General features: G+C 70.8%; 23 protein-coding genes. 20 read left to right on the top strand and 3 right to left on the bottom strand.

Annotated elements, in window-relative coordinates:
- Positions 1–52: 52 nt before the first annotated feature.
- The 19 genes from B4E97_RS05730 to atpD all read left to right on the top strand — a co-directional run bounded on the left by B4E97_RS05730 (position 53) and on the right by atpD (position 19,658).
- Positions 53–1,387: a homoserine dehydrogenase gene (locus tag B4E97_RS05730; RefSeq protein ID WP_029210682.1), complete on the top strand. Its 1,335-nt coding sequence runs from the start codon at positions 53–55 to the stop codon at positions 1,385–1,387.
- 1 nt (position 1,388) lies between these two features.
- Complete coding sequence (thrC, locus tag B4E97_RS05725; protein ID WP_239264025.1) at positions 1,389–2,477, top strand: threonine synthase; 1,089 nt, start codon at positions 1,389–1,391, stop codon at positions 2,475–2,477.
- A 10-nt stretch (positions 2,478–2,487) separates the two neighbouring features.
- Positions 2,488–3,429, top strand: a complete 942-nt coding sequence (locus B4E97_RS05720; protein ID WP_286959023.1) for a homoserine kinase — start codon at positions 2,488–2,490, stop codon at positions 3,427–3,429.
- Positions 3,430–3,829: 400 nt separating this feature from the next.
- Positions 3,830–6,109, top strand: a complete 2,280-nt coding sequence (gene rho / locus B4E97_RS05715) for a transcription termination factor Rho (protein ID WP_286959022.1) — start codon at positions 3,830–3,832, stop codon at positions 6,107–6,109.
- A gap of 220 nt (positions 6,110–6,329) precedes the next feature.
- Positions 6,330–6,542, top strand: coding sequence for a 50S ribosomal protein L31 (gene rpmE, locus B4E97_RS05710; protein ID WP_286959021.1), 213 nt, complete (start codon positions 6,330–6,332; stop codon positions 6,540–6,542).
- 85 nt (positions 6,543–6,627) lie between these two features.
- Entirely contained in the window at positions 6,628–7,713 is a 1,086-nt protein-coding gene (gene prfA, locus B4E97_RS05705) for a peptide chain release factor 1 (protein ID WP_239264021.1), read from the top strand.
- Positions 7,710–8,630, top strand: coding sequence for a peptide chain release factor N(5)-glutamine methyltransferase (prmC, locus tag B4E97_RS05700; RefSeq protein ID WP_286959019.1), 921 nt, complete (start codon positions 7,710–7,712; stop codon positions 8,628–8,630). Before prfA ends, prmC begins: the two co-directional genes overlap by 4 nt.
- Positions 8,631–8,640: 10 nt before the next feature.
- A complete protein-coding gene (locus tag B4E97_RS05695) occupies positions 8,641–9,447 on the top strand; it encodes an L-threonylcarbamoyladenylate synthase (RefSeq protein ID WP_286959018.1) in 807 nt (268 codons plus the stop codon).
- Positions 9,448–9,507: 60 nt separating this feature from the next.
- Positions 9,508–10,785, top strand: coding sequence for a serine hydroxymethyltransferase (gene glyA, locus B4E97_RS05690; protein WP_239264016.1), 1,278 nt, complete (start codon positions 9,508–9,510; stop codon positions 10,783–10,785).
- 21 nt (positions 10,786–10,806) lie between these two features.
- The gene (locus B4E97_RS05685) at positions 10,807–11,943 is read left to right on the top strand and encodes an MraY family glycosyltransferase (protein ID WP_286959016.1); all 1,137 of its coding nucleotides are present in this window, start codon (positions 10,807–10,809) and stop codon (positions 11,941–11,943) included.
- 97 nt (positions 11,944–12,040) lie between these two features.
- Entirely contained in the window at positions 12,041–12,481 is a 441-nt protein-coding gene (locus tag B4E97_RS05680) for a hypothetical protein (protein ID WP_286959014.1), read from the top strand.
- Positions 12,478–12,720: an AtpZ/AtpI family protein gene (locus tag B4E97_RS05675; protein ID WP_019285669.1), complete on the top strand. Its 243-nt coding sequence runs from the start codon at positions 12,478–12,480 to the stop codon at positions 12,718–12,720. Before B4E97_RS05680 ends, B4E97_RS05675 begins: the two co-directional genes overlap by 4 nt.
- Positions 12,721–12,793: 73 nt before the next feature.
- Positions 12,794–13,594 (top strand): F0F1 ATP synthase subunit A, encoded by an 801-nt coding sequence (atpB, locus tag B4E97_RS05670; RefSeq protein ID WP_239265134.1) that lies wholly within the window; start codon positions 12,794–12,796, stop codon positions 13,592–13,594.
- A gap of 109 nt (positions 13,595–13,703) precedes the next feature.
- Complete coding sequence (locus tag B4E97_RS05665; protein WP_205621819.1) at positions 13,704–13,916, top strand: F0F1 ATP synthase subunit C; 213 nt, start codon at positions 13,704–13,706, stop codon at positions 13,914–13,916.
- A 51-nt stretch (positions 13,917–13,967) separates the two neighbouring features.
- On the top strand, positions 13,968–14,597 hold the full coding sequence (locus tag B4E97_RS05660) for a F0F1 ATP synthase subunit B (protein ID WP_286959013.1): 630 nt from the start codon (positions 13,968–13,970) through the stop codon (positions 14,595–14,597).
- Positions 14,597–15,409 (top strand): F0F1 ATP synthase subunit delta, encoded by an 813-nt coding sequence (locus tag B4E97_RS05655; protein WP_286959012.1) that lies wholly within the window; start codon positions 14,597–14,599, stop codon positions 15,407–15,409. Before B4E97_RS05660 ends, B4E97_RS05655 begins: the two co-directional genes overlap by 1 nt.
- Positions 15,410–15,480: 71 nt before the next feature.
- On the top strand, positions 15,481–17,115 hold the full coding sequence (atpA, locus tag B4E97_RS05650) for a F0F1 ATP synthase subunit alpha (protein ID WP_286959011.1): 1,635 nt from the start codon (positions 15,481–15,483) through the stop codon (positions 17,113–17,115).
- A 122-nt stretch (positions 17,116–17,237) separates the two neighbouring features.
- Positions 17,238–18,167: a F0F1 ATP synthase subunit gamma gene (locus tag B4E97_RS05645; protein WP_286959010.1), complete on the top strand. Its 930-nt coding sequence runs from the start codon at positions 17,238–17,240 to the stop codon at positions 18,165–18,167.
- 30 nt (positions 18,168–18,197) lie between these two features.
- Positions 18,198–19,658, top strand: coding sequence for a F0F1 ATP synthase subunit beta (gene atpD, locus B4E97_RS05640; RefSeq protein ID WP_286959008.1), 1,461 nt, complete (start codon positions 18,198–18,200; stop codon positions 19,656–19,658).
- 97 nt (positions 19,659–19,755) lie between these two features.
- Here the strand turns inward: atpD and B4E97_RS05635 are convergent, their stop codons facing one another.
- The 3 genes from B4E97_RS05635 to B4E97_RS05625 are packed head-to-tail and all read right to left on the bottom strand — an operon-like array spanning position 19,756 to position 22,914.
- Positions 19,756–21,030, bottom strand: coding sequence for a glycosyltransferase family 4 protein (locus B4E97_RS05635; RefSeq protein ID WP_286959007.1), 1,275 nt, complete (start codon positions 21,028–21,030; stop codon positions 19,756–19,758).
- A 25-nt stretch (positions 21,031–21,055) separates the two neighbouring features.
- Positions 21,056–21,928, bottom strand: coding sequence for a glycosyltransferase (locus B4E97_RS05630; protein WP_286955315.1), 873 nt, complete (start codon positions 21,926–21,928; stop codon positions 21,056–21,058).
- Entirely contained in the window at positions 21,925–22,914 is a 990-nt protein-coding gene (locus tag B4E97_RS05625; protein ID WP_286959006.1) for a glycosyltransferase family 2 protein, read from the bottom strand. The genes B4E97_RS05630 and B4E97_RS05625 overlap by 4 nt, the downstream gene beginning before the upstream one ends.
- Before the next feature lie 203 nt (positions 22,915–23,117).
- On the opposite strand from B4E97_RS05625, the gene B4E97_RS05620 reads away from it, so the two are divergent.
- Positions 23,118–24,662: a lipopolysaccharide biosynthesis protein gene (locus B4E97_RS05620; RefSeq protein WP_286959004.1), complete on the top strand. Its 1,545-nt coding sequence runs from the start codon at positions 23,118–23,120 to the stop codon at positions 24,660–24,662.
- Positions 24,663–24,664: the final 2 nt, after the last annotated feature.

Genomic DNA, 24,664 nt, shown 5'->3' with positions numbered 1-24,664 from the left:
CTCGAGCCTCGACCCGACCGTCGCACGACCTGACGAGCAAGGAGCCCCACCCGTGGAGGACAGCGACAAGCAGACCCCGATCCGGGTGGCCCTGCTGGGCTGCGGCGTCGTCGGATCGGCGGTGGCGCGGCTGCTGACCGAGCAGGCCGACGAGTTCGCGGCCCGCATCGGTGCCCCGATCGAGCTGGTCGGCATCGCCGTCCGCCGCCTCGGGCGCGACCGCAGCGCCGCCAGCGTGGACCCGGAGCTGTTCACCACGGATGCCGACGAGCTCGTGACCCGGGCCGACGTCGTCGTCGAGGTCATCGGCGGGATCGAGCCCGCCCGCACCCTCATCCTGCGGGCCTTCGAGCACGGCGCGGGCGTCGTGACGGCCAACAAGGCGCTGCTCGCCGAGAGCGGACCCGAGCTCTACGCCGCGGCCGAGTCCGCCGGCGTCGACCTCTACTACGAGGCGTCGGTGGCGGGCGCCATACCGCTGCTGCGTCCGCTGCGCGAGTCCCTCGCCGGCGACGACGTGCGCAAGGTCCTCGGCATCGTCAACGGCACCACCAACTACGTGCTGGACAAGATGCACACGACCGGTGCGGGCTTCGGCGAGGCCGTCGAGCAGGCCCAGGCGCTGGGCTACGCCGAGGCCGACCCGACCGCCGACGTCGAGGGCTTCGACGCTGCCGCCAAGGCCGCGATCCTCGCCTCGCTCGCCTTCCACAGCCGCGTGAGCGGCAACGACGTCTATCGCGAGGGCATCACCGAGGTCACCGCCGCCGACGTCCAGGCCGCCGAGTCGATGGGCTGCGTCGTCAAGCTGCTCGCCATCTGCGAGCGGGTCGAGGCGACCCCCGAGCACCCGACCGGCATCAGCGTCCGGGTCCACCCGGCCATGATCCCCACCACGCACCCGCTGGCCGGGGTCCGTGAGGCCTTCAACGCCGTCTTCGTCGAGGCCCGGTCGGCCGGCGAGCTCATGTTCTACGGCCGCGGCGCCGGGGGAGACCCCACGGCCAGCGCGGTCCTCGGCGACGTCGTCGCCGTCGCGCGGCACCGCGTGCTGGGCGGTCGCGGGCCGGGGGAGTCGGCCTATGCCGACCTGCCGACGCTCGACATGGGCGACGCCCGCACCCGCTACTTCATCAGCCTCGACGTGGCCGACGAGCCCGGCGTGCTGGCCGCTGTCGCAACGGAGTTCGCCCGCCACCACGTGTCGATCGAGACGGTGCGCCAGCAGCAGCTCACCGGCGACGAGCACGACACCGAGGAGCGCGCCGAGCTCGTGATCGTGACCCATGCCGCGGCCGACTCGGCGCTGGGCGCCACGGTCGAGGCGCTCGGTGCGCTGCCGCAGGTCCGTGAGGTGTCGTCCGTCATGCGCGTCGAAGGAGAGTGACATGGCCCACCAGTGGAAGGGCGTGATCGAGGAGTACCGCGAGCGCCTGCCGATGCTGGCCGGCGCGCCCACGGTGACGCTGCACGAGGGCGGGACCCCCCTCATCGAGGCGGAGCACCTCTCCGAGCTCGTCGGGGCGCAGGTCTACCTCAAGTACGAAGGGCTCAACCCCACCGGCTCGTTCAAGGACCGCGGCATGACCACGGCGATCTCGGTCGCCGCCCGCGCCGGCGCCAAGGCCGTCATCTGTGCCTCGACCGGCAACACCTCCGCGTCGGCCGCGGCCTACGCCACCAAGGCCGGCATGACCTGCGCGGTCCTCGTGCCCGACGGCAAGATCGCCATGGGCAAGCTCTCCCAGGCCATCGCCCACGGCGCCACGTTGCTGCAGGTCGAGGGCAACTTCGACGACTGCCTGACCGTGGCGCGCAAGCTCGCCGAGTCCTACCCGGTCGAGCTGGTCAACTCGGTCAACCCCGCGCGCATCGAGGGGCAGAAGACCGCGGCCTTCGAGGTCGTCGACGCCCTCGGGGACGCCCCCGAGATCCACTGCCTCCCCGTCGGCAACGCCGGCAACATCACGGCCTACTGGCGCGGCTACCGGCAGTATGCCGAGATCACCGACGGCCTCGCGCCGGTCGCCACGCGGCGTCCTCGCATGTGGGGCTTCCAGGCCGAGGGGGCCGCCCCGATCGTCAAGGGCCACCCCATCGACCACCCCGAGACCGTGGCCACCGCCATCCGCATCGGCAACCCCGCCTCCTGGCAGCAGGCCGAGGCCGCGCGCGACGAGTCCGAGGGGCTCATCGACGCCGTGACCGACGACCAGATCCTGGCCGCGCACCGCCTGCTGTCCTCCCGCGAGGGCGTCTTCGTCGAGCCCGGCTCGGCCGCGTCCGTCGCCGGTCTGCTCACGTCCGCCGAGGCCGGCCTGGTCCCGCGCGGCGCACGCATCGTCTGCACGGTCACCGGCCACGGACTCAAGGACCCGCAGTGGGCCCTGCGCATGGCCGACGGCTCCGAGGTCGAGCCGGTCAAGGTGTCCGTCGACGCCGTCTCCGTCGCGTCGGCCCTCGGGCTCGAGGGCTGACGTGTCCGCGGTGACCGCCCTGCCCGAGGGCGCCGCCGTCCGGGTCAACGTGCCGGGCAGCAGCGCCAACCTAGGCCCGGGGTTCGACGCGATCGGTCTCGCGCTGGGCGTGTGGGACTCCTACGACGTGGTCGTCACGGGCGACTCCCTGGTCATCGACGTGACGGGCGAGGCCGCCGACGAGGTGCCCCGCGACGCGTCCCACCTGGTCCACCGCTGCCTCGCAGCCGGCCTGGCCCGGCTCGGGGTCGACGAGCCCGCCGGCCTGCACCTCGTGTGCCGCAACGGCGTCCCGCACTCGCGGGGGCTCGGGTCCTCGGCGACGGCGGCCGTGGCGGGGTATGCCGCCGCCACGGCTCTCGTCGACCTCGCCCGCGGTGGCGACGGTGACGTCGACCTCGACCTCGTCAACCAGCTGTCCGGCGAGCACGAGGGCCACCCCGACAACTCCTCCGCCAGCGTCTACGGCGGGATGACCCTGTCCTGGTCCACGCGGCCGCCCGCCGTGGCGCCCGTGCGCACCGTGCAGGTCGAGGTGCACCCGGACGTCGTGCCGGTCGTGCTCGTGCCCGACCTCACGCTGTCCACCTCGACGGCACGGTCCGTGCTGCCGCCGCAGGTGCCGCTCAAGCACGCGGCCCTCAACTCCGCCAGGGCGGCCCTGCTGGTCGAGGCCGTGTCCCGTCGTCCCGAGCTGCTGCTGGACGCCACCGTCGAGTGGCTGCACCAGGAGCAGCGCCGCGAGGCCTACCCCGAGTCCATGCGGCTGCTCGACGGGCTGCGCGAGCTCGGCCACGCGGCCGTGATCTCCGGGGCGGGTCCGACGGTCCTGGTGCTGACGACCGCCGACCGGGCCGCCGAGGTCCACGCCCTGCCGCTCCCGCAGGGGTGGCGGTCGGCGACGCCCGGCATACCCACCGTCGGTGTCCGCGCCGTCCGGCTGGAGGGCTGAGCCGCGCCGCGCGGCCCGGATGTGGGGTCTTGGCGCCCAGCGCCCACCCCGGGTGATAGGTTGGGTATGCATCGAGCACGACGGTGGTTCGGCCCGATGATCCCGGATCTGCAGGACTCACGGTCCTGCGTCCAGGCCCTCATCGCTTCCCGGCCGACCCGCGACGTCGCGGCTCCGACCTCATCGCCCACGACACCTCCGGGTGTGCGGCACCGAGCGCACGGGGACCCGACACGATGCGATCCCACCGACCGATCACCGGTCAGAGGCCACCGGCCGCGGCGCGAGCGCTGCGAGGCGGGCAGAGCCGCGAGGTGGACCGACCGCCGAGAGCTGTTCTCGGCTACATCACCTGCCCAGGCGCGGATGCCGGGCAGACGACGAGGGGGAAGGAACCTTCGTGACCGACAACACCGAGACCACCGTGACCGGTGGGACTCAGCGACGCACGACCGCTCTGTCGGCGATGCGTCTGCCCGAGCTGCAGGCCGTGGCCTCCGAGATGGGCATCTCCGGCACCGCCAAGATGCGCAAGAGCGACCTGGTCGCCGCCATCCGCGAGCGCCGTGGTGGCGGTCGCACGTCCGGAGCGGCCGAGTCCGCCCCGGCCGCGCAGGCGTCCGCCCCGGCTCCGGCCACCGCTCCCGCCTCCAGCGCCCCGGCGTCGGATCGTCAGCCGGCGGAGCGTCCGTCCTCCCGGCGCGAGGAGGCCCCCCAGCTGCGTCGTGACGAGGGTCAGGACCAGCCCCGCCGCGACGAGGCCCAGCGGCTGCGCCGCGACGAGGGGCACAAGGTCGTGCGTGACGAGGCCCCGCAGTCCGCCGCACCGGCCGAGGACCGCACCGACCGTGACGAGCCCGGCGAGCGCCCCGAGCGGCGCACCCGCCGTGGTCGCCGCGTCGCCTCGTCGCCGAGCGCGGCGCCGCAGGGCGAGCGCAACGCCGAGGCCGACCGCCGCACCGCCGACCTGGCCGCCGAGCTCCGTCGTCAGGCCGAAGGCCAGCAGGCCGCAAATGGCACTGACACCTCTGGGTCCGGGCGCGACCAGCGCGACAACGCTCCCCGCGACGAGCAGCGCCCCCGCCGCGAGCGCGACAACCGCGACAACGGCGGTCGCGACCAGCGTGACGTCAACCGCGACAACGGCGGCCGTGACCAGCGTGACGGCAACCGCGACAACCGCGACAACCGCGACAACGCCGGCCGCGACAACCGGGACGGCGCCAACCGCCCCCAGCGCGACAACGGCGGTCGTGACCAGCGTGACGGTGGCAACCGCGACAACCGCGACAACCGCGACAACACGGCTCGGGACAACCGCGACAACGCCGGCACCAACCGCGCCGCCCGCGACAACGGTGGCCGTGACCAGCGCGACAACCGCGACAACAACCGCGACGACCGGTTCGACGACGAGCAGGGCGGCCGTCGCCGTGGCCGTCAGCGCAACCGCGACCGCAAGCGTCGTGGCCGCACCGAGGACTTCCGCGCCGGTGAGGACGTGTCCTACAACGACGAGGACGTGCTGCTGCCCGTCGCCGGCGTGCTGGACGTGCTCGACAGCTACGCCTTCCTGCGCACCAGCGGCTACCTGCCCGGCTCGGGCGACGTCTACGTCACCCTCGGCTTGGTCAAGAAGTTCGGCCTGCGCAAGGGCGACGCGGTCCAGGGCGTCATCAAGGACCCGGGCGAGGACGGCACCGGCCAGCACCAGCACGGCAAGCAGGGCAAGTTCAGCGCCCTGGTGCGGGTGGACGCGATCAACGGTCAGACGCCCGACGAGGCGCGCAGCCGGGTGGACTTCGCCAAGCTCACCCCGCTCTACCCGCAGGAGCGCCTGCGGCTGGAGACCCAGCCCAACGTCCTGACGACCCGGATCATCGACCTGGTGTCGCCGATCGGCAAGGGCCAGCGCGGCCTCATCGTCGCCCCGGCCAAGGCCGGCAAGACGATGGTCATGCAGGCGATCGCCAACGCGATCACGAGCAACCACCCCGAGTGCCACCTGATGGTCGTCCTGGTCGACGAGCGTCCGGAGGAGGTCACCGACATGCAGCGCGCCGTGCGCGGCGAGGTCATCTCCTCGACCTTCGACCGCCCGGCGTCGGACCACACGACGGTCGCCGAGCTGGCCATCGAGCGGGCCAAGCGGCTCGTCGAGATGGGCCAGGACGTGGTCGTGCTGCTCGACTCGATCACCAAGCTGGGTCGCGCCTACAACCTCGCCGCCCCGGCGAGCGGTCGCATCCTGTCCGGTGGTGTCGACTCCGCCGCGCTCTACCCGCCCAAGCGCTTCTTCGGTGCGGCCCGCAACATCGAGCACGGCGGCTCCCTCACCATCCTCGCGACCGCTCTCGTCGAGACCGGCTCCAAGATGGACGAGGTGATCTTCGAGGAGTTCAAGGGCACCGGCAACATGGAGCTCAAGCTCGACCGCCAGCTCGCCAACCGGCGCATCTTCCCCGCGGTCGACATCAACGCCTCGAGCACGCGCCGCGAGGAGATCCTGCTGTCCAGCGAGGAGCTCAAGATCATGTGGAAGCTCCGCCGCGTCCTGGCTGCCCTGGACCAGCAGGCCGGCATCGAGCTCCTCCTCGACCGCCTCAAGAAGACCAAGAGCAACGTCGAGTTCCTGATGCAGGTGCAGTCCAACTCCCCCTTGAAGGGCGACGACGACTGAGCCGTCCTCACCGACAGAGTGGTCACGGATACGACGTGAGGGTGCGTCTGATGTCGGATCTGTGACCACTGTGTCGGGCGGGCCGCCGCTCCGGCCCAGCGGGAATGCCTCCCGCGCCCACCGCGTTAGGACCGACGTGCCGCCATCTGGCACAATGGAGAGGTTGCCGGTTCACGAGAATTCGCTCGACCCGGCGCAACGATCTCAGAGGGAGACCACCATGAAGAAGGACATCCACCCGGCGTACGTCGAGACCCAGGTCACCTGCACCTGTGGCGCGACGTTCACCACCAAGAGCACGGCGACCTCCGGCAAGATCAGCGCCGACGTCTGCTCGCAGTGCCACCCGTTCTACACCGGCAAGCAGAAGATTCTCGACACCGGTGGTCGCGTCGCCCGCTTCGAGGCGCGCTACGGCAAGCGCCAGAAGTAAGCACCTCGCCTGGGCCGGTCCCTTCCGACATCACGTCGGGGGGACCGGCCCTTCGCGTCTCACCCCGTCCCTGACAGGAGTCGTCATGCTGGAGTCCGCCCGGTCGATCGTCGACGAGCACGCCGACCTCGAGCGTCAGCTGGCCGACCCCGCGGTCCACGGTGACCAGGCCGTGCTGCGTCGCCTCAACAAGAGGTATGCCGCGCTGGCGCCCACCGTCGCGGCATACCACGCCTGGCGCGCATCGATCGCGGACGTGGGCGCGGCCGAGGAGCTGGCGGCCGAGGACGCGGCGTTCGCCGAGGAGCTGCCGGCCCTGCGGGGCACGCGCGACGACGCCGAGGACAGGCTGCGACGGCTGCTGATCCCGCGGGACCCCGACGACGACCGCGACGTCATCCTCGAGGTCAAGGCGGGGGAGGGCGGCGAGGAGTCGGCGCTGTTCGCCGGCGACCTGCTGCGGATGTACCTCCGCTACGCCGAGCGTCGCGGCTGGCGCACCGAGATCATCGATGCCACCGAGTCCGACCTCGGCGGCTACAAGGACGTGTCCGTGGCGGTCAAGGCCAAGGGCACGCTCGAGCCGGGCGACGCGCCCTGGGCGCTGCTGAAGTACGAGGGCGGCGTGCACCGGGTGCAGCGCGTCCCCGTCACGGAGTCGCAGGGGCGCATCCACACGTCCGCCGCCGGGGTGCTGGTCATGCCCGAGGTCGAGGACGTCGCCGAGGTCGAGCTGCACGACAACGACCTCAAGATCGACGTCTACCGCTCGTCCGGTCCGGGCGGGCAGAGCGTCAACACCACCGACTCGGCGGTGCGGATCACGCACCTGCCGACCGGCACGGTCGTCTCCTGCCAGAACGAGAAGTCCCAGCTGCAGAACAAGGAGTCGGCCATGCGCGTCCTGCGCGCGCGGCTGCTGCAGATGGCCCGCGACGAGGCGGCGGCCGCGGCGTCGGACGCGCGTCGCTCGCAGGTGCGCACGGTCGACCGCTCCGAGCGGATCCGCACCTACAACTTCCCCGAGAACCGCATCGCGGACCACCGCACCGGCTACAAGGCCTACAACCTCGACCACGTCCTCGACGGCGACCTCGACCCCGTCGTGGCGTCGGCGGTCGAGCTCGACGAGGCCTCCCGCCTGGCCGCGGTGGCGGGGTCCGACGCGTGACCGACCTGCGCGGCGTCGTCCGTGCGGCGACGGCCCGCCTCGCGGGGTCCGGGGTGCCCTCGCCACAGGTCGACGCGGTGGCGCTGGCGGCATACGTGCTCGGTTGCGACCCCGGCGAGGTGCACCGGGGCATGGTCCTCGGGACCCGCCTGACCGAGCGACAGGCGAGCCGGTATGCCGAGCTGCTCGACCACCGCGCCGCCCGCGTCCCCCTCCAGCACCTCACGGGCCGGGCCGGCTTCCGGCGGCTCGAGCTGTCCGTCGGGCCGGGGACCTTCGTGCCGCGACCCGAGACCGAGCTCGCCGTCGAGCTCGTGCTGGCAGAGCTCTCCCGTCTCGCGGCTGGCCCGGTGGTCGTGGACCTGTGCACGGGATCTGGGGCCATCGCGCTGGCGGTCAAGGACGAGCACCCTCCAGCGCGGGTCTACGCCGTGGAGGCCTCCGACCTGGCCTTTCGTCGGGCGCGGCACAACGCCGAGAGGCTCGACCTCGACGTGACGGTGATCCTTGCGGACGCGACCGGCGACCCGCGCGACGCGCCGGACCTGGCGCCTCTGAGCCCCGTGGCCGGCCGGGTCGACGTCGTCGTGTCCAACCCGCCCTACGTCCCCCAGGACGCCGTGCCGCGCGAGCCCGAGGTCCGCGACCACGACCCGACCATGGCGCTCTACGGCGGGCCGGGGGACGGGCTCGGCATACCGCTCGACGTGGCGCGCACCGCGGCGGTGCTGCTGCGCCCCGGCGGCCTGCTCGTCATGGAGCACGCCGACTCGCAGGGGGACACCCTGCCTGCCGCCCTGCGTCGCACGGGGGAGTGGGAGGACGTGCGCGACCACCGCGACCTCGCCGACCGGCCCCGCACGACCACCGCTCGTCGCTCCGGTCGCGTCACCGAGGGGGAGTCCTCGGGCCGATAGGCTCGGCGGCATGAGCGACAGCCCTGCGCACTTCGACTGCACGACGCCTGAGGGGCGACACGAGGGCGTGGCCGCGGCGGCCGACGCCGTGCGACGCGGCGAGGTCGTCGTCCTGCCGACCGACACCGTCTACGGCGTCGGGGCCGACGCGTTCAACCCCGACGCGGTCGCGGCCGTCCTGGCGGCCAAGGGTCGCGACCGGCACATGCCTCCGCCCGTGCTCGTGCCTCACGCCCGCACCGTCGACGGCCTCGCGATCGACGTCCCGCCCTATGCCCGGGACCTGATGGAGCGGTTCTGGCCGGGCCCCCTCACCCTCGTGCTGCTGGCCCAGCCCTCCTTGATGTGGGACCTCGGCGAGACCAACGGCACCGTGGCGCTGCGCATCCCGCAGGACGAGACCGCGATCGCGCTGCTGACCGAGGTCGGTCCGATGGCCGTGACCAGCGCCAACCTGACGGGGGAGCCCGCCGCGATGACCGCCGAGGAGGCCGAGGCGATGCTCGGCGACGCGGTCGGCGTCTACCTCGACGGAGGCCCCTGCGAGGACGGCGAGGCCTCCACGATCCTCGACTGCACGCAGGAGCGGCCCCGCGTCCTGCGCGACGGTGCCATCGACGAGGACGCGCTGCGCGAGGTCCTCGGGTCGGTGCGCCTCGAGGGCGACGACGACCCCGCCGAAGGTGACCTCGGCGAGGGTGACCTCGGCGATGGTGAATCTGCAAGGCAGGAGAGCGCGCACGACGACCGGCTCGCCGGCCTCCCGCGCCTCGACCCCGGCACGCCGTCCGGACGTCCCGACGGCCCCACCCTCTAGGCTGAGGCCCAGGCCACCGCCGCCCGTCACCGTCCACCCCACGCACCCGGGAGCACACGCATGTCCGACACCCCGTTCTACGGTTCCGACTACGCCGCCCTCGAGGCCCTCGACCCGGAGATCGCCGGCGTCCTGCAGTCCGAGCTGACCCGCATCCGCAGCGGGCTGCAGCTGATCGCCAGCGAGAACCTCTCGAGCCCCGCGGTGCTCACCGCCCTCGGGTCCACGCTCTCCAACAAGTACGCCGAGGGATACCCGGGTCGTCGCTACTACGGCGGTTGCTCCGAGGTCGACAAGGCCGAGCAGATCGCCATCGACCGGTGCAAGGAGCTGTTCGGGGCCGAGCACGCCAACGTCCAGCCCCACTCCGGCGCCAGCGCCAACCAGGCCGTCTACGGCGCCTTCTGCCAGCCCGGCGACAAGGTCCTGGCCATGTCGCTGCCGCACGGCGGCCACCTGACCCACGGCGCCAAGGTGTCCTTCTCGGGCAAGTGGTTCGACGTCGCGCACTACGGCGTCGACAAGGACACCGAGGACATCGACTACGACCAGGTCCGCGACCTGGCGCGGCAGCACCGCCCCAAGGTGATCCTGGCGGGTGGGTCCGCCATCCCGCGCCTCATCGACTTCCAGGCCTTCCGCGACATCGCGGACGAGGTCGGCGCCATCTTCTGGGTCGACGCGGCCCACTTCATCGGCCTGGTGGCCGGCAAGGCCATCCCGTCTCCGGTGCCGCACGCCGACGTCGTCACCTTCACGACGCACAAGGTCCTGCGCGGGCCGCGCTCCGGCGCCCTCGTCTGCCGCGAGGAGCACGCCGCCAAGCTCGACAAGGCCGTGTTCCCGATGATGCAGGGGGGCCCGCAGATGCACACGGTGGCGGCCAAGGCCGTCAACTTCAAGGAGTGCATGCAGCCCGACTACCAGCAGTACGCCAAGGACGTCATCGCCAACGCCCAGCGCCTGGCCGCGGGCCTGGCCGAGCGCGACGTCCGCCCGACGACCGGCGGCACCGACACGCACCTGGCCCTGCTCGACCTGCAGAAGGTCGGCGTCACCGGCGCCGACGCCGAGGCGCGCTGCGACGCGGCCGGCATCGTCCTCAACAAGAACGCCATCCCCTTCGACCCGCAGAAGGCCAACGTCGCCTCCGGCATCCGCGTCGGCACCCCCTCGGTGACCACGCAGGGCATGGGCCTGCCCGAGATGGACGTCATCGCCGACGTCATCCACCGGGCCGTCACCCAGACCGACGGCGACCCCCAGCACCCGGTGGCCAAGGACATCCGGGCGACGGTCGAGGACCTCTGCACGCGCTTCCCGGCCTACCCCCGCTGACCTGGCCGAGGGCGAGCCGGCGTGCGTGAGTACCTCTTCGTCATGGTGGTCGCTGCGGCGATCACCTTCCTGACGACGCCTCTCGTGCGCTGGCTCGCCGTCCGCACCGGTGCCATGACGGCGGTCCGGGACCGGGACGTGCACGTCGTCCCGATCCCGCGGCTCGGGGGAGTGGCGATCCTGCTGGGCTTCCTCGGGGCGGTGCTGCTGGCCTGGCGGCTGCCCTTCCTCGGTGGTCACGTCGAGGGGCGGGTGGCCGCCGAGAGCGTCTTCAGCGACGGCCGTATGACGGGGGTGGTCGTCGGTGCCGTCCTCGTGTGCCTGGTCGGCGCCGTGGACGACGTCCGCGAGCTCGACTGGCTGACCAAGCTGGCCGGGCAGGTCCTCGCGGCCGGGATCATGGCCTACCAGGGCCTGCAGCTGCTCTCGGTCCCGGTGTTCGGCCAGACCGTCCTGCCGCTCGCCGTCATGATCGCCCTCACGATCCTGGTCGTGGTCGTGACGACCAACGCCGTCAACTTCGTGGACGGGCTCGACGGGCTCGCGGCGGGCATCGTCGGCATCGCGGCGCTCACCTTCTTCACCTACAGCTATGTCGTCTCGATGTCCTACAACCCGCCCAACGTGTTCTCGTCGGCGACGCTCATCTCGGCCGCCCTCGTGGGGTGCTGCGCGGGCTTCCTCCCGCACAACTTCCACCCCGCGCGGCTGTTCATGGGCGACAGCGGCGCCCTGCTGCTCGGCCTCCTGCTCGCCGCGGCGACCATCTCGATGACCTCCCTCGACCCCACGCAGGTCGGCATGGCGGCGGGCCGCTCGACGGCGGTGCTGGCGTGGATGCCGCTGGTGCTGCCCCTCGCGATCCTGTCCCTGCCGCTGCTCGACGTGGTGCTGGCCGTCGTGCGCCGCACCCGGGCCGGCATCCAGCCGTGGCACCCGGACGCCCACCACCTGCACCACCGGATGCTGCGGGCCGGGCACAGCCACCCCCACGCCGTGCTGCTGCTCTACCTCTGGGCGGCGATCGTGTCGGTCGGCGTGCTGGCGGTCGCGATGTTCGACGGCTGGATCCCCGTGATCGCGGTCGCTGCAGCGATTCTCGTCGCGAGCTACCTCACGTTCAGCCATCGCAGCTCCCTCGACCGGCAGACCTTGTGATAGCGTTCACAAGCGCTCGACGGCGAGTGTGCGGAGGCTGATCACCCGCCCCGCCAGACCCGTTGCTCGAGCCCCACCCCGACCCGAGGACAGCCCCTTGCCCGCACGGCGCCCCCGCACCCCCAGCCCGGACGTCTCGTCCGCGATGCTGCGCACAGCGGTCCTCGGCTCCGTGGCGGCGCTGCCCCTCGTCGCCGGGGCGGGCGCCCTCTACCGCGGGTGGCGCGGCCTGGCCAGCGCCTCGCTGGGCGCCGCCACCACCACCGCCTTCTTCGCCCTCGGCGTCGTGGCCGTCTCGGCCCTGGTCAAGGGCCCCGCTGCAACGGTCCTGCCCGGTGCCTTCGTGGTCTACGCCACGCAGCTGGGCCTGCTGTTCCTCGTCTACGCGCTGCTGCGCGAGGCCGGCTTCATGGAGCCCATGGCCTTCGCCGGGGGAGCGGTCGCCGGGGTGCTCGTGTGGCAGGTCTGCCACACGGTCGCGTTCGCCCGCGGACGTCACGAGATCTACCCCGACCTGGGTGGGGAGGACCGCCGATGAGCACCTCCGACCAGCGCGACCCCGCCGACGAGCAGCACACGCCGCGCACCGCGGACGCCCTGGCGCACTCGACCGCCACCGACGTCACGTCCTACCTCATCTCGGGCCCGGTCGCCTTCGGGTTGATCGGCAAGGGTCTCGACGTCTGGTGGGGCACGGGATTCCTGCTGCCGGTGGGCATCGCCGTCGGGTTCGCCCTTTCTCTGTATGTCGTATGGGTCCGGTACGGTAGGGCCTGACTGTGATGACGAGTCCACGCCCCGCTGCCGTTCGCGTCCACATCGTCCTGTTCAGCTTCAACGAGGAGACACAGTGATCGTCACCGCCAGGCCTGCCATCGGTAGCCTCCCGGCGTCCAGCGGCGAGGGATTCACCCCGCCCTCTCCCGGCGACTTCTACGTCCCGCTGATCGGTGACTGGTTCACCCGCCCGATGCTGCTGGCCCTGCTGTCGGTCGTGCTCCTGGTCGGGTGGCTGCTGTGGGCCTCCAAGCGCGTGGCCGTCGTCCCCACCAAGCGTCAGTGGTTCCTCGAGCAGGCCTACGACTTCGTCCGCAACGGCGTGGCCCGCGACATGATCGGCTCCCGCGACTTCAAGCGCTTCACCCCGCTGCTGTTCGCGCTGTTCCTGTTCATCATCGTCAACAACTGGTTCGGCTCCACGCCGTTCACCAACTTCCCGACGCTCAGCCGCATCGGCATGGTGATCCCGCTCGTCGCGATCGTGTACATCGGCTACCACTACGCCGGCATCAAGAAGCACGGCCTCGGCGGCTACTTCAAGATGCTCGTGCCGGCCGGCGTCCCGATCTTCCTCGCGCCGATCATCTTCATCCTCGAGTTCGCGAGCTTCTTCCTCATCCGGCCGCTCACGCTCACCCTCCGTCTGTTCGGCAACATGTTCGCCGGCCACATGCTGATGGGTGTGTTCATCCTCGGCGGTGCCTACCTCCTGCTGTCCGGCAACCCGGGCTTCATGGTCGCCGGCGTCGGCGCCTTCGTGATGGGCTTCCTCATGCAGCTCCTCGAGCTGTTGATCCAGGCCATCCAGGCCTACGTGTTCGTCATGCTCGCCGCCTCCTACTTCGGTGGCGCCGTGGCTGACGAGCACTGATCCACCGGCCCAGCGCCGTTCGACCACAACCGAATACACCCCACAGACTCCCGGGCGGGCAGCCTCCCGGGTCACCCACAGAGAGAGAAATCTAGAGATGCAGCACTTCCTGGAGATCAGCGGCTCGATGTCCCTCGTCGGCTACGGCATCGCGACGCTCGGCCCGGCCATCGCCATCGGTCTCATCTTCGCCGCCCTGATCAACGGCATCGCCCGCCAGCCCGAGGCCGCCGGTCTCCTGCGTCCGCAGGCGATCTTCGGCTTCGCCGTGGCCGAGGCCCTCGCGATCCTGGGCTTCGTCCTCTTCTTCATCAACAACTGACGACCTCGCGCGTCACCCGCTCGAAGTCCGTCGTCTAGGTAGGAGAAGAACGTGCAGCTAACTGCCACGTCGCTCGTCGCGGCCGTGCCTGCCGCCGAGGGCGGCAACGACATGCCGCTGATCCCGCACATCCCCGAGCTCATCTTCACCCTCGTGGTGTTCGCGATCCTGTGGTTCGTCGTCGCCAAGAAGGTCGTGCCCAACCTCGAGCGCGCGTACGCCGAGCGCACCGCCGCGATCGAGGGCGGCATGGACAAGGCCGAGGCCGCGCAGCGCGAGGCCGAGGCCGCCCTGGCGGAGTACAAGGCGCAGCTCGCCGAGGCTCGTGACGAGGCCGCTCGCATCCGCGAGGAGGCCAAGGAGCAGGGCGCGGCGATCGTCGCGGAGATGCGTGGTCAGGCCCAGGCCGAGGCCAACCGGATCACCGAGTCGGCGCACAAGCAGATCGAGGCCGAGCGCCAGCAGGCGGTCGTCTCGCTGCGCTCCGAGGTGGGTCGCATCTCGACCGACCTCGCGAGCCGCATCGTGGGCGAGTCGCTGCACGACGAGACCCGTCAGAAGGGCATCGTCGACCGCTTCCTCGCCGAGCTCGAGTCCGGTGACATCCGTCCGCAGGTCGTCGGCAGCGGCGCCAGCGCCGGCGCCTCCCGGGCCGGCGAGCAGACGGACGGGGCGTTCTGATGCAGGGCGCGTCGCGCGGAGGACTCATCGAGAGCCGCAAGGCCCTGCAGGGCGTCCTGGAGTCGGGGGCCGACTGGTCCGCCGTGTCCGAGGACCTCTTCTCGGTCGCCGGGGTCATCGACGGGTCCGCCACCCTGCGCCGCGCGCTCGCCGATCCCTCGCGGGACGCGGAGAGCAAGCGGGGCCTGGTCCGCCGCCTGCTTGAGGGCAAGGTGCAGCCCGGCACGCTCGACGTGCTCGGCGCGGTCGCCTCCCAGCGCTGGTCCAAGGCGCGGGACCTGTCCGACACCGTCGAGCTGCTGGCCGTCGAGGCCCAGGTGGCGCTGTCGGAGAACGCCGGACGCGCGGACGACGTCGAGGAGCAGCTCTTCAGGTTCGAGCGGACCGTCACCGGGTCGCCCGAGCTGCGCGAGGCGCTCTCGGACCCGCAGCTGCCGGCCGAGCGCAAGGGGCAGGTCGTCGACCAGCTCCTCGCGGGCAAGGCCCACCCCGAGACGCGGCGCCTGGCCCACCAGGCCGTCGTCGCGGGTCGTGGCCGCAAGGTCTCGACCGTCATCGAGGAGTACCTCTCGGTCGCCGCCGCCCGACGTGCGCAGCTGAGCGCGGTCGTCACCGTCGCCAGCCCGCTCTCGCAGGAGCAGCACGACCGCCTGGCCGCCGCGCTGGGCCAGACCTACGGCCGCCCCGTCCTGCTCAAGGTCGTCCTCGACCCGCAGGTCGTCGGCGGCATCCGGGTGCAGGTCGGCGACGAGGTCGTCGACGGCACCATCGTCACCAAGCTCGACGCAGCGCGCCGTCACTTCGGCGCCTGAGTGCGGGTCCGACGCACCACCAGACACACCAACGTCGGTCCGCGCGACCGCTACGAGGAGAGAAGTTAGAGATGACGGAGCTTTCGATCCGTCCGGACGAGATCCGGGACGCCCTGGACAGCTTCGTGCAGTCGTACCACCCTGGTGCGGCCTCGCGCGAAGAGGTCGGTCGTGTCGTCGACGCCGGTGACGGTATCGCCCACGTCGAGGGCCTGCCCTCGGCCATGACCAACGAGCTGCTCGAGTTCGAGGACGGCACGCTCGGCCTCGCCCTCAACCTCGACGTGCACGAGATCGGTGTCGTCATCCTGGGTGACTTCTCCGGCATCGAGGAGGGCCAGCCGGTCAAGCGCACCGGCGAGGTGCTGTCCGTGCCCGTCGGCGACGCCTTCATGGGCCGCGTGATCAACCCGCTGGGCCAGCCGATCGACGGCCTGGGCGAGATCCAGGCCGAGGGCCGCCGCGCCCTCGAGCTGCAGGCGCCCAACGTGGTCTCGCGCAAGTCGGTCCACGAGCCGATGCAGACCGGCATCAAGGCCATCGACTCGATGATCCCGATCGGCCGTGGCCAGCGTCAGCTGATCATCGGCGACCGCCAGACCGGCAAGACCACGGTCGCGGTGGACACGATCATCAACCAGCGCGCCAACTGGGAGTCCGGCGACCCGGACAAGCAGGTCCGCTGCATCTACGTCGCCATCGGCCAGAAGGGATCCACCATCGCCTCGGTGCGTGGCACCCTCGAGGAGGCCGGCGCGATGGAGTACACCACGATCGTCGCGGCCCCGGCCTCCGACGCTGCGGGCTTCAAGTACCTCGCGCCCTACACCGGCTCAGCCATCGGCCAGCACTGGATGTATGACGGCAAGCACGTCCTCATCGTCTTCGACGACCTGTCCAAGCAGGCCGAGGCCTACCGCGCCGTGTCGCTGCTGCTGCGCCGCCCGCCGGGCCGCGAGGCCTACCCCGGCGACGTGTTCTACCTGCACAGCCGGCTGCTGGAGCGTTGCGCCAAGCTGTCCGACGAGCTCGGGCACGGGTCGATGACGGGTCTGCCGATCATCGAGACCAAGGCCGGTGACGTGTCGGCCTACATCCCGACCAACGTCATCTCCATCACGGACGGCCAGATCTACCTGCAGGGCGACCTGTTCAACGCCAACGTCCGTCCGGCCGTCGACGTGGGCATCTCGGTGTCCCGCGTCGGTGGCTCCGCGCAGATCAAGGCGATGAAGGAGGTCTCGGGTCGCCTCAAGGTGGACCTGGCGCAGTTCCGCGCCATGGAGGCCTTCGCCATGTTCGCCTCCGACCTGGACCCCGCGTCGCGCCAGCAGCTGGCCCGCGGTGCCCGTCTGGTCGAGCTGCTCAAGCAGCCGCAGGCGTCGCCGATGGCCGTCGAGGACCAGGTCCTCGTGGTCTGGGCCGGCACCTCCGGCAAGCTGGACGACGTGGACGTCGACGACGTGCGCCGCTTCGAGGCGGAGTTCATCGACTACGTCCGGCGCGAGCGCGGCGGCATCCTGGACGCGATCCGCGAGACCAAGAAGCTGGACGACGACGCCAAGGCCGCGATGGAGGACGCCATGACGGCGTTCAAGCAGCAGTTCCGTCCGGGCACCGAGCACGCGGGCATCCACCCGGGCCACGAGGAGTTCAGCTCCATCGAGGACGACGAGATGGACCGCGCGCAGATCGAGCGCCACTGACCTGACGCGCGCGTCGGTGCCGGGGGAGACCCCGCGGGGAGATCCCGGCACCGACCGCCGTCACCAGCGGCACACCGGACACCAGACACTCCAGGCAAGAACCCCAGGAAGGCGGCAACTACATGGGTGGGCAGATGCGGGTCTACCGCCAGCGCATCCGGTCCGTCAGCGCGACCAAAAAGATCACCAAGGCGATGGAGCTCATCGCCGCCTCCCGCGTGGTCAAGGCCCGCGAGGCCGTCATGAGCGCAGCCCCCTACACCCACGCGCTGACGCGTGCGGTGTCGGCGGCGGCGTCATACGCAGGCGAGGATCACCCGCTGACCACACGCACGAGCGAGGGCCGACGGGCCGGCGTCCTCATCATCACCAGCGACCGCGGCCTGGCCGGGGCCTACTCGGCGTCCGCGCTCAAGACCGCCAACGAGCTCATGGAGCGGCTGCGGTCCGAGGGCAAGGAGGTCGTGCCCTACATCGTCGGTCGCAAGGCCGTGGCGTGGTTCAAGTTCCGCGACCGCCAGTATGCCGATGCCTGGGAGGGCTTCAGCGACGCGCCCAAGTTCGCGCACGCGCAGGAGATCGGTGAGCGCGTCATGCAGGACTTCCTGCGCGACACCGAGGACGGCGGCTGCGACGAGATCCACGTCGTCTACACCCGCTTCCGCACCATGGTCACCCAGCAGCCCCGGGCCCTGCGCCTGCTGCCGCTGGAGGTCGTGGAGCGGGGTCAGCGCGTGGACGTCGACGAGGGCTTCCTGGAGGAGCCGGGCGACGAGGGCCTGCAGCCGCAGTTCTCGTTCGAGCCGGACGCCGAGACCGTGCTCGACGCGCTCCTGCCCAAGTACGTCACCTCACGCATCTACACCTGCCTGCTGGGTGCGGCCGCCTCCGAGCTCGCGTCGCGCCAGCGCGCGATGAAGTCGGCGACGGACAACGCCGAGGAGCTCATCAAGACCTACACGCGTCTGGCCAACCAGGCTCGTCAGGCCGAGATCACCCAAGAGATCAGCGAAATCGTGGGCGGCGCCAACGCCCTCGCGGACGCCAAGTAAGCCGCCCAACACAAGAAGGTAGAGACAGCCATGACTGCCACCATGAACGAGGCCCAGCAGGGCGCCCCCGCCGAGGGCGGCGTCGGTCGGGTCTCCCGTTCCATCGGCCCGGTCGTCGACGTGGAGTTCCCCGCCGACGCCATGCCCGAGATGTACAACCTGCTCAAGGTCGACGTCGAGCTCGGCGGTGAGACCAAGACGCTGAACCTCGAGGTCGCCCAGCACATCGGCGACAACCTCGTGCGCGCCGTGTCCCTGCAGCCCACCGACGGCCTCGTCCGCGGCGCGACGGTGCGCGACACCGGCGGCCCGATCACCGTCCCCGTCGGCGACGTGACGCTCGGCAAGGTCTTCAACACCACCGGCGAGGTGCTCAACCTCGCCGAGGGCGAGCGCTTCGAGGTCAACGAGCGCTGGGGCATCCACCGCCAGGCGCCGGCCTTCGACCAGCTCGAGTCCAAGACGCAGATGTTCCAGACGGGCATCAAGGTCATCGACCTGCTGACGCCGTACGTGCAGGGCGGCAAGATCGGCCTGTTCGGCGGCGCCGGCGTCGGCAAGACGGTCCTCATCCAGGAGATGATCGCCCGTGTCGCCCGCGACCACGGTGGTGTGTCGGTGTTCGCCGGTGTCGGCGAGCGCACCCGTGAGGGCAACGACCTCATGGTCGAGATGGAGGAGGCGGGTGTCCTCGGGCAGACCGCTCTCGTCTTCGGCCAGATGGACGAGCCGCCGGGCACGCGTCTGCGCGTCGCGCTGTCGGCCCTGACGATGGCGGAGTACTTCCGCGACGTCCAGAAGCAGGACGTGCTGCTCTTCATCGACAACATCTTCCGCTTCACGCAGGCCGGCTCGGAGGTCTCCACCCTCCTCGGTCGTATGCCGTCCGCCGTGGGCTACCAGCCCACGCTGGCCGACGAGATGGGTGTGCTCCAGGAGCGCATCACCTCGACGCGTGGTCACTCCATCACCTCGATGCAGGCGATCTACGTGCCCGCCGACGACTACACCGACCCGGCCCCGGCCACGACCTTCGCCCACCTGGACGCGACCACCGAGCTCTCTCGTGACATCGCCTCCATGGGCATCTACCCGGCCGTGGACCCGCTCACGTCGACGTCCCGCATCCTCGACCCGCGCTACATCTCCCAGGACCACTACAGCACCGCGGTCCGCGTCAAGGGGATCCTGCAGCGCAACAAGGAGCTGCAGGACATCATCGCGATCCTCGGCATGGACGAGCTCTCCGAGGAGGACAAGATCCTCGTCAACCGGGCTCGCCGCATCCAGCGCTTCCTGTCGCAGAACACCTACGTGGCCAAGCAGTTCACCGGCATCGAAGGTTCGACGGTCCCGCTGGAGGACACCATCGAGGCGTTCACCAAGATCTGCGACGGCGACTACGACCACGTCGCCGAGCAGGCCTTCTTCATGTGCGGTGGCCTCGACGACGTCGAGCGCCAGTGGGCGGAGATCCAGAAGAACCTCTGACCTCCACCCGTCAGCACGACGGCGGGCCATCTCCTCCAGGGAGATGGCCCGCCGTCGTCGTTCCCACCCGTATGCCGGGCGCCGGTCGGATCCGTGGTCAGCGCCTGTCGCGCGCCGCCCCGAAGCGGGCGAGGAAGGCCTGCATCGCCGGTGCTGCGGTGCCCGGGGTGAACTCCTGCAGCACGGCGGCCCGCCCGGCGGCGCCCTGGGTCGCCCGGCGGGCGGGGTCGGCGGCCACCTCGCGCAGCGCCTGCGCCAGCAGGTCGGCGCGGCCGGCGGGGATCACGTGCCCGGTCTGACCGTCGCGGACCAGCTCCGTGACCCCGGCGATGCGGGTGGTGACGACCGGGAGCTCGGTGGACATCGCCTCCATGAGCACGACGGGCAGGCCCTCCTGGAAGCTCGGCAGGCAGAACACGTCGGCCTCGCGGTACTCGAGGGGGAGGTCGTCCTGGCCCAGCGGCCCCACGAGCTCGACGACGTCCCCCAGCGCGCGCGCGGCGATGGTGGCGGCCAGCGTCTCGTGCAGCGGCCCGGCGCCGACCATGCGGACCCGGAGGGGGACGCCGGCGTCGCGCAGCTCGGTCACGGCGTCGAGCAGGACCGGCCCGCCCTTCTCCGGGACCAGGCGACCGACATACAGAACCCGCAGGGGCTCGCCCTCGGTCCGCACGCGGCCCTCGGGCGGCGGGGGATAGGCCTCGGGGTCGACCGTCATCCGCACGACGTCGAGCCGTGGCCACACCGCGGGGTCGACCATGCGCATGAGCTGGCTGCGGCAGAAGTCTGAGATGCAGGCAACCCCGCCCGCGGACCGGACCTTGGCGGGGAGGTCGAAGCGCTGCACGGCCTCGAACTCGGTCGGGCCGTGCATGCTGAAGCTCCAGGACCAGTCCTCGCCGAGGTCCTTCGCGAGGGCCACCGTCAGCCGGGCGACGTCGGCGGCGGCGTTGGCGAAGTGCACGTGCACGTGCCGCAGCCCTCGTCGCCGCATCTCGCGATGCAAGGTGACGGCCTCGGCGAAGTAGAACAGCTGCCAGAGGCGGGCCCTCGGTGTCAGCTCGCCGGTGCGCAGGGCCCGGGAGAGGCCGCGCAGCCAGGCGTCGGGCTGGGTGCGCAGCAGGGCCAGGTTGGCCAGGGCGGCGCGGCGCTTGTCCTTGACGACGTAGGTCGTGCGTGCGTCCTCGCGCATCGCCTGGGAGGCCAGCTGCTGCTGAGGACAGGGGTTGAGCGTGAAGGTGTCGACCCGGGTGCCACGCTCCCGGAGCGCATGCACCTCACGCTCGATGAAGGCGTGCGAGAGGGCGGGGTACTGGCTGACGAGGTAGGCGACGGCGAGGTCGTCCGACCCCTGCGGCTGGGCGGTGGTCACGGAGCTCCTTGGGGTGACGGGCTGGTCAGCGCGTGGACGTGTCTCGCTCCCACGCGGCGGTCGTGGTGCGACGGGCCTCGCGTCGGGCGTAGGCCGTGACGAGCACGTAGACGAGGGCGGACGGGATCATGGACGGACGCCGCACGATCAGGTCGACGAGGGCCTTGGAGGTGGATCGCGTGGACGTGGAGAAGTCCGGCGTGCGGCCGTCGTCGACCATCGCGCCCGGATCCTCCTGCGCCAGCTGGGCGTTGCCGCGAGCCACGCGGGTGCGCACCTTGACGAGCTGGCGGAGCGTCCGCGGGACCTGCACCTCGAAGGTGCCGTCGACGATGATCCGCTCGTCCAGGGAGAAGATGCGCTGCGCGAACAGGTCGTCGCCGAGCAGGTCGGGGAACTCGACGAAGCGGGACCGGCCGGCGCGAGACATCCCGTAGACGCCGAGGCCAACCAGCTTGTCCTGCACGTAGGGCAGCTCGGCGAAGACGTCGTAGAACGCGCGCACGGGCCAGGTGGCCCGGGCGGTGGCGAACCGCACCTGGGGCGCGGCGGCTCGCGGCAGATCCGTGTCGAGGACGTGGACCATGGCGTCCAGGGCGTCCGCGTCGAGGACGATGTCGGCGTCCAGATAGATGCGGGGGAAGGCCGTGGCGACGGCGTCGGCCGCGTTGATGGCCTGGACCTTGGAGGGGGCGGGCAGGTCCAGCACCTGCACGCCCGTATGCCGGCGGGCGCGCTCCACCGTGTCGTCGGTGCAGCCGTTGGCCGCGACGACCACCTCGAGGCGCCCGGCGCGAGCGTCTTCGTCCAAGGCCTCGAGGCAGCGGTCGATCACCCCGCCCTCGTCGTGGGCGGGGATGATCACGGAGGCGCGTGGAGCATCGAGGGGCGTGCTCACGGGCGAACGTCCTCGTAGGTGCGGCCGGTCTCGCGGTCCTTGGCGGCGAGCCGCCGGGCATAGACGGCGCCCAGCGCAGGCGCCCTGCGCAGGACCTCGGCCTTGAGCCTGATGCGTCGAGCGCTGGGCATGAGCTGCGAGGCCACGGCGAAGTGCTCTGCGGCCGTCGGCACGTCACCGCGCCGTAGCGCGGACTCGCCGAGATCGACCTGCTGCACGGCCGAGCCTCGCTCGAGCCGCAGGTCCAGGAATCGGCGCTCCTCGGTGCTGAGACTCGCACCGTGGGCCTCCGCCACGTGGGCGAGGACCTGCTGCTCTCCGGCATACATGCGCTCGCTCTGCGTGGAGAGCGAGCCAGCGGCACGGCGGTAGAGCGCGTGGTGCGCCGTGACGAAGCGGGCGGTCCAGCCGGCGTAGATGGCGCGCGCCCAGAAGTCGTAGTCCTCGCAGACCCGCATCGACTCGTCGAAGCCACCGACCTCCTCCCACATCCGTCGCGGGAAGACGGAGAAGACCGACACGAAGTTGTTCTCCAGGATGCGTCGGCGCTGCTCGGCCGCCGCAGGCGTTCCCGAGGGGAGGACGGTTCGGCCCTGCACGATGCCGGCGCCGCTCATCAGATGCGCGTCGCAGGTGACGAAGGTGCGCTCGTCCCCGCCCGCCAGCCAGCTGTCGACCGCCGTCTGCACGTACGGCGGTAGAAGGATGTCGTCGGCGTCCAGCAGCGCGACCAGCTCACCGCGAGCTTGGCGGATGGCCGAGTTACGGGCACCCGGCAGGCCCCGGTTCTCCTGGGTGACCACCCGGACGAGGTCCCCGTAGGCCGCGGCGATGGCCCCGGTCCGGTCGCTCGAGCCGTCGTTCGTGATGACGACCTCGACGTTCGGGTACGTCTGGGTGAGTGCGCTCGTCACGGCTGCGCCGAGGAAGGCCTCGGCCTGGTATGCCGGGATGACCACCGACACGAGCGGCTGGCGCGCTGGCATGGGTACTCCAATTCATGGGTGCGTGGACGTCTTGGCAGAGCCCCTCACCGCTTCTGACGACGTCCTGGTGCCGACCAGTCTAGGTGGACGTCATAGGAGGGTCTGGATTTTGCCGGATTGACGTGGCCGTCCAGATCACTCCCTATGATGGAAGGCATGGCCTGCACTCCTTCTGACGCTCTGACCAACGAGCGCCTCCGCTGATGGCGGAAGGCGACACCGTCGGCGGAGGGATGCTCAAGACGCTGCTGAAGGGCACCACGTGGCAGGCGCTGGGGCAGTTCCTGCCCCTCATCATCAACCTGGCGCTGACCCCCTACATCATCGAGGGCCTGGGTGCGGAGATCTACGGAATCTTCCTACTCATCAACACGATTCAGCTCTTCATGTCGAGCTTCGACGGGGGCATCGGGCCTAGCGCGAGCCGGTACTTCACCCTCTACGCAGGCAGGGCGGACGCGGCGGCGACCACACGGCTGCTGGTCACGCTGCTCACCATCGTTCTGGGAACGACGACGGTGGTCTTCGGCTTCTTCTTCCTCGCCACCCCCGCGATCATCGACTTCTTCCCCGTCACGCGCCCGGACCCCGAAGGGGCAGCCTTCCTGCTGCGCACGATGGTGGTGCTGGTGGCCATGGCCCAGATCCGTGGCCTGTTCGCCTACGTGCTCTTTGCCGAGCACAAGTTCGCCATCACCACCACGACCGGCTTGGCAGGGCACGTCATCTACGTCATCGGGTTGGTCTGGACCATCGAAGGCAACCATGGGCTCAAGGGCATCGCCCTGACGTTCATCGTTCAGCAGCTGATGGCGACCCTGGCGATCATCCCTGCGGCTCTCAAACATCTGTCAAGGTCTGGGGTCGGGCTGCTGGCCCGGCCCGACCTGAAGGAGTTCTTCGGATACTCCTGGAAGGTGCAGTTCTCCAGCCTCCTGGACATGGTGTCCCTCCAGGGTGACATGCTCATCGTCTCCAAGTTCGCAGCCGTGCAGCAGCCCCAGTTTGGACCTGGGGCCAACTTCGCCCAGCAACTGCGCATGGTCCCCATGAACGCCTTCAGTCCCGTTCAGGCCATGCTGGGCCGTTCGGTGGGTGGAAAGGGCGAGGCGGCAGCTGTCGCTGACTTTGCGCGGATCCAGAGGCTGTGGGTGCTTGGTGTGGTCGGCTGGGTCGCTGTCGGCGCGCCCGCTGCCTACTACGGGGTCGCGCACTGGGTCAAGATGGGCTCCTCGCTTCCAGGTTTGGTAAGCGCCGTACTTTTGGTGGGGCACCTCTTCTACCTGATCGGCATCATCCAGATTCTGTGGTGCTTGGCGGTGGGCCGCTCAGACCTTGAGCTGAAGTACGGCCTCATCGCCACCGGACTCAACCTCAGTCTGACCCTTCTGCTCGTCATTCCTTATGGGGTCGTCGGGACGATCGTCGCGACGGTCGTGGCTCAGCTGGTCGCGTCCATCGCCCTGACGGTGATGATGAGGCGATCGCTGCCGCATCGAGCGCCATCACCTTGGCGTCAGATTCCCTACGACGTCGCAGCACTGGCCGCATCGATCTCCTATCTCTGCGTCTATGGCGCACAGATGCTCGTCGGCAACGTCGTCCCGACGGGCCCCTTTGCGTTGCTCCTCTGCGGCTTGGCCGCGGCTCCGGCCGCCTGCGTGTACGCAGTGCTCGTGATCGGCCCAGCGGAACTCCGCTCGATGGTCGGTCGTTTGGTCAGCGGACGAATTCGACTGGGAAGGTGAAA

Origin of the sequence: Arsenicicoccus sp. UBA7492 (assembly GCF_002479615.1) — a bacterium.
In the GTDB taxonomy this organism is placed as follows: Bacteria; Actinomycetota; Actinomycetes; order Actinomycetales; family Dermatophilaceae; genus Arsenicicoccus; species Arsenicicoccus bolidensis.
The sequence above is the reverse complement of the archived record's forward strand: the minus strand, read 5'-3'. Positions and strand labels throughout refer to the sequence as shown.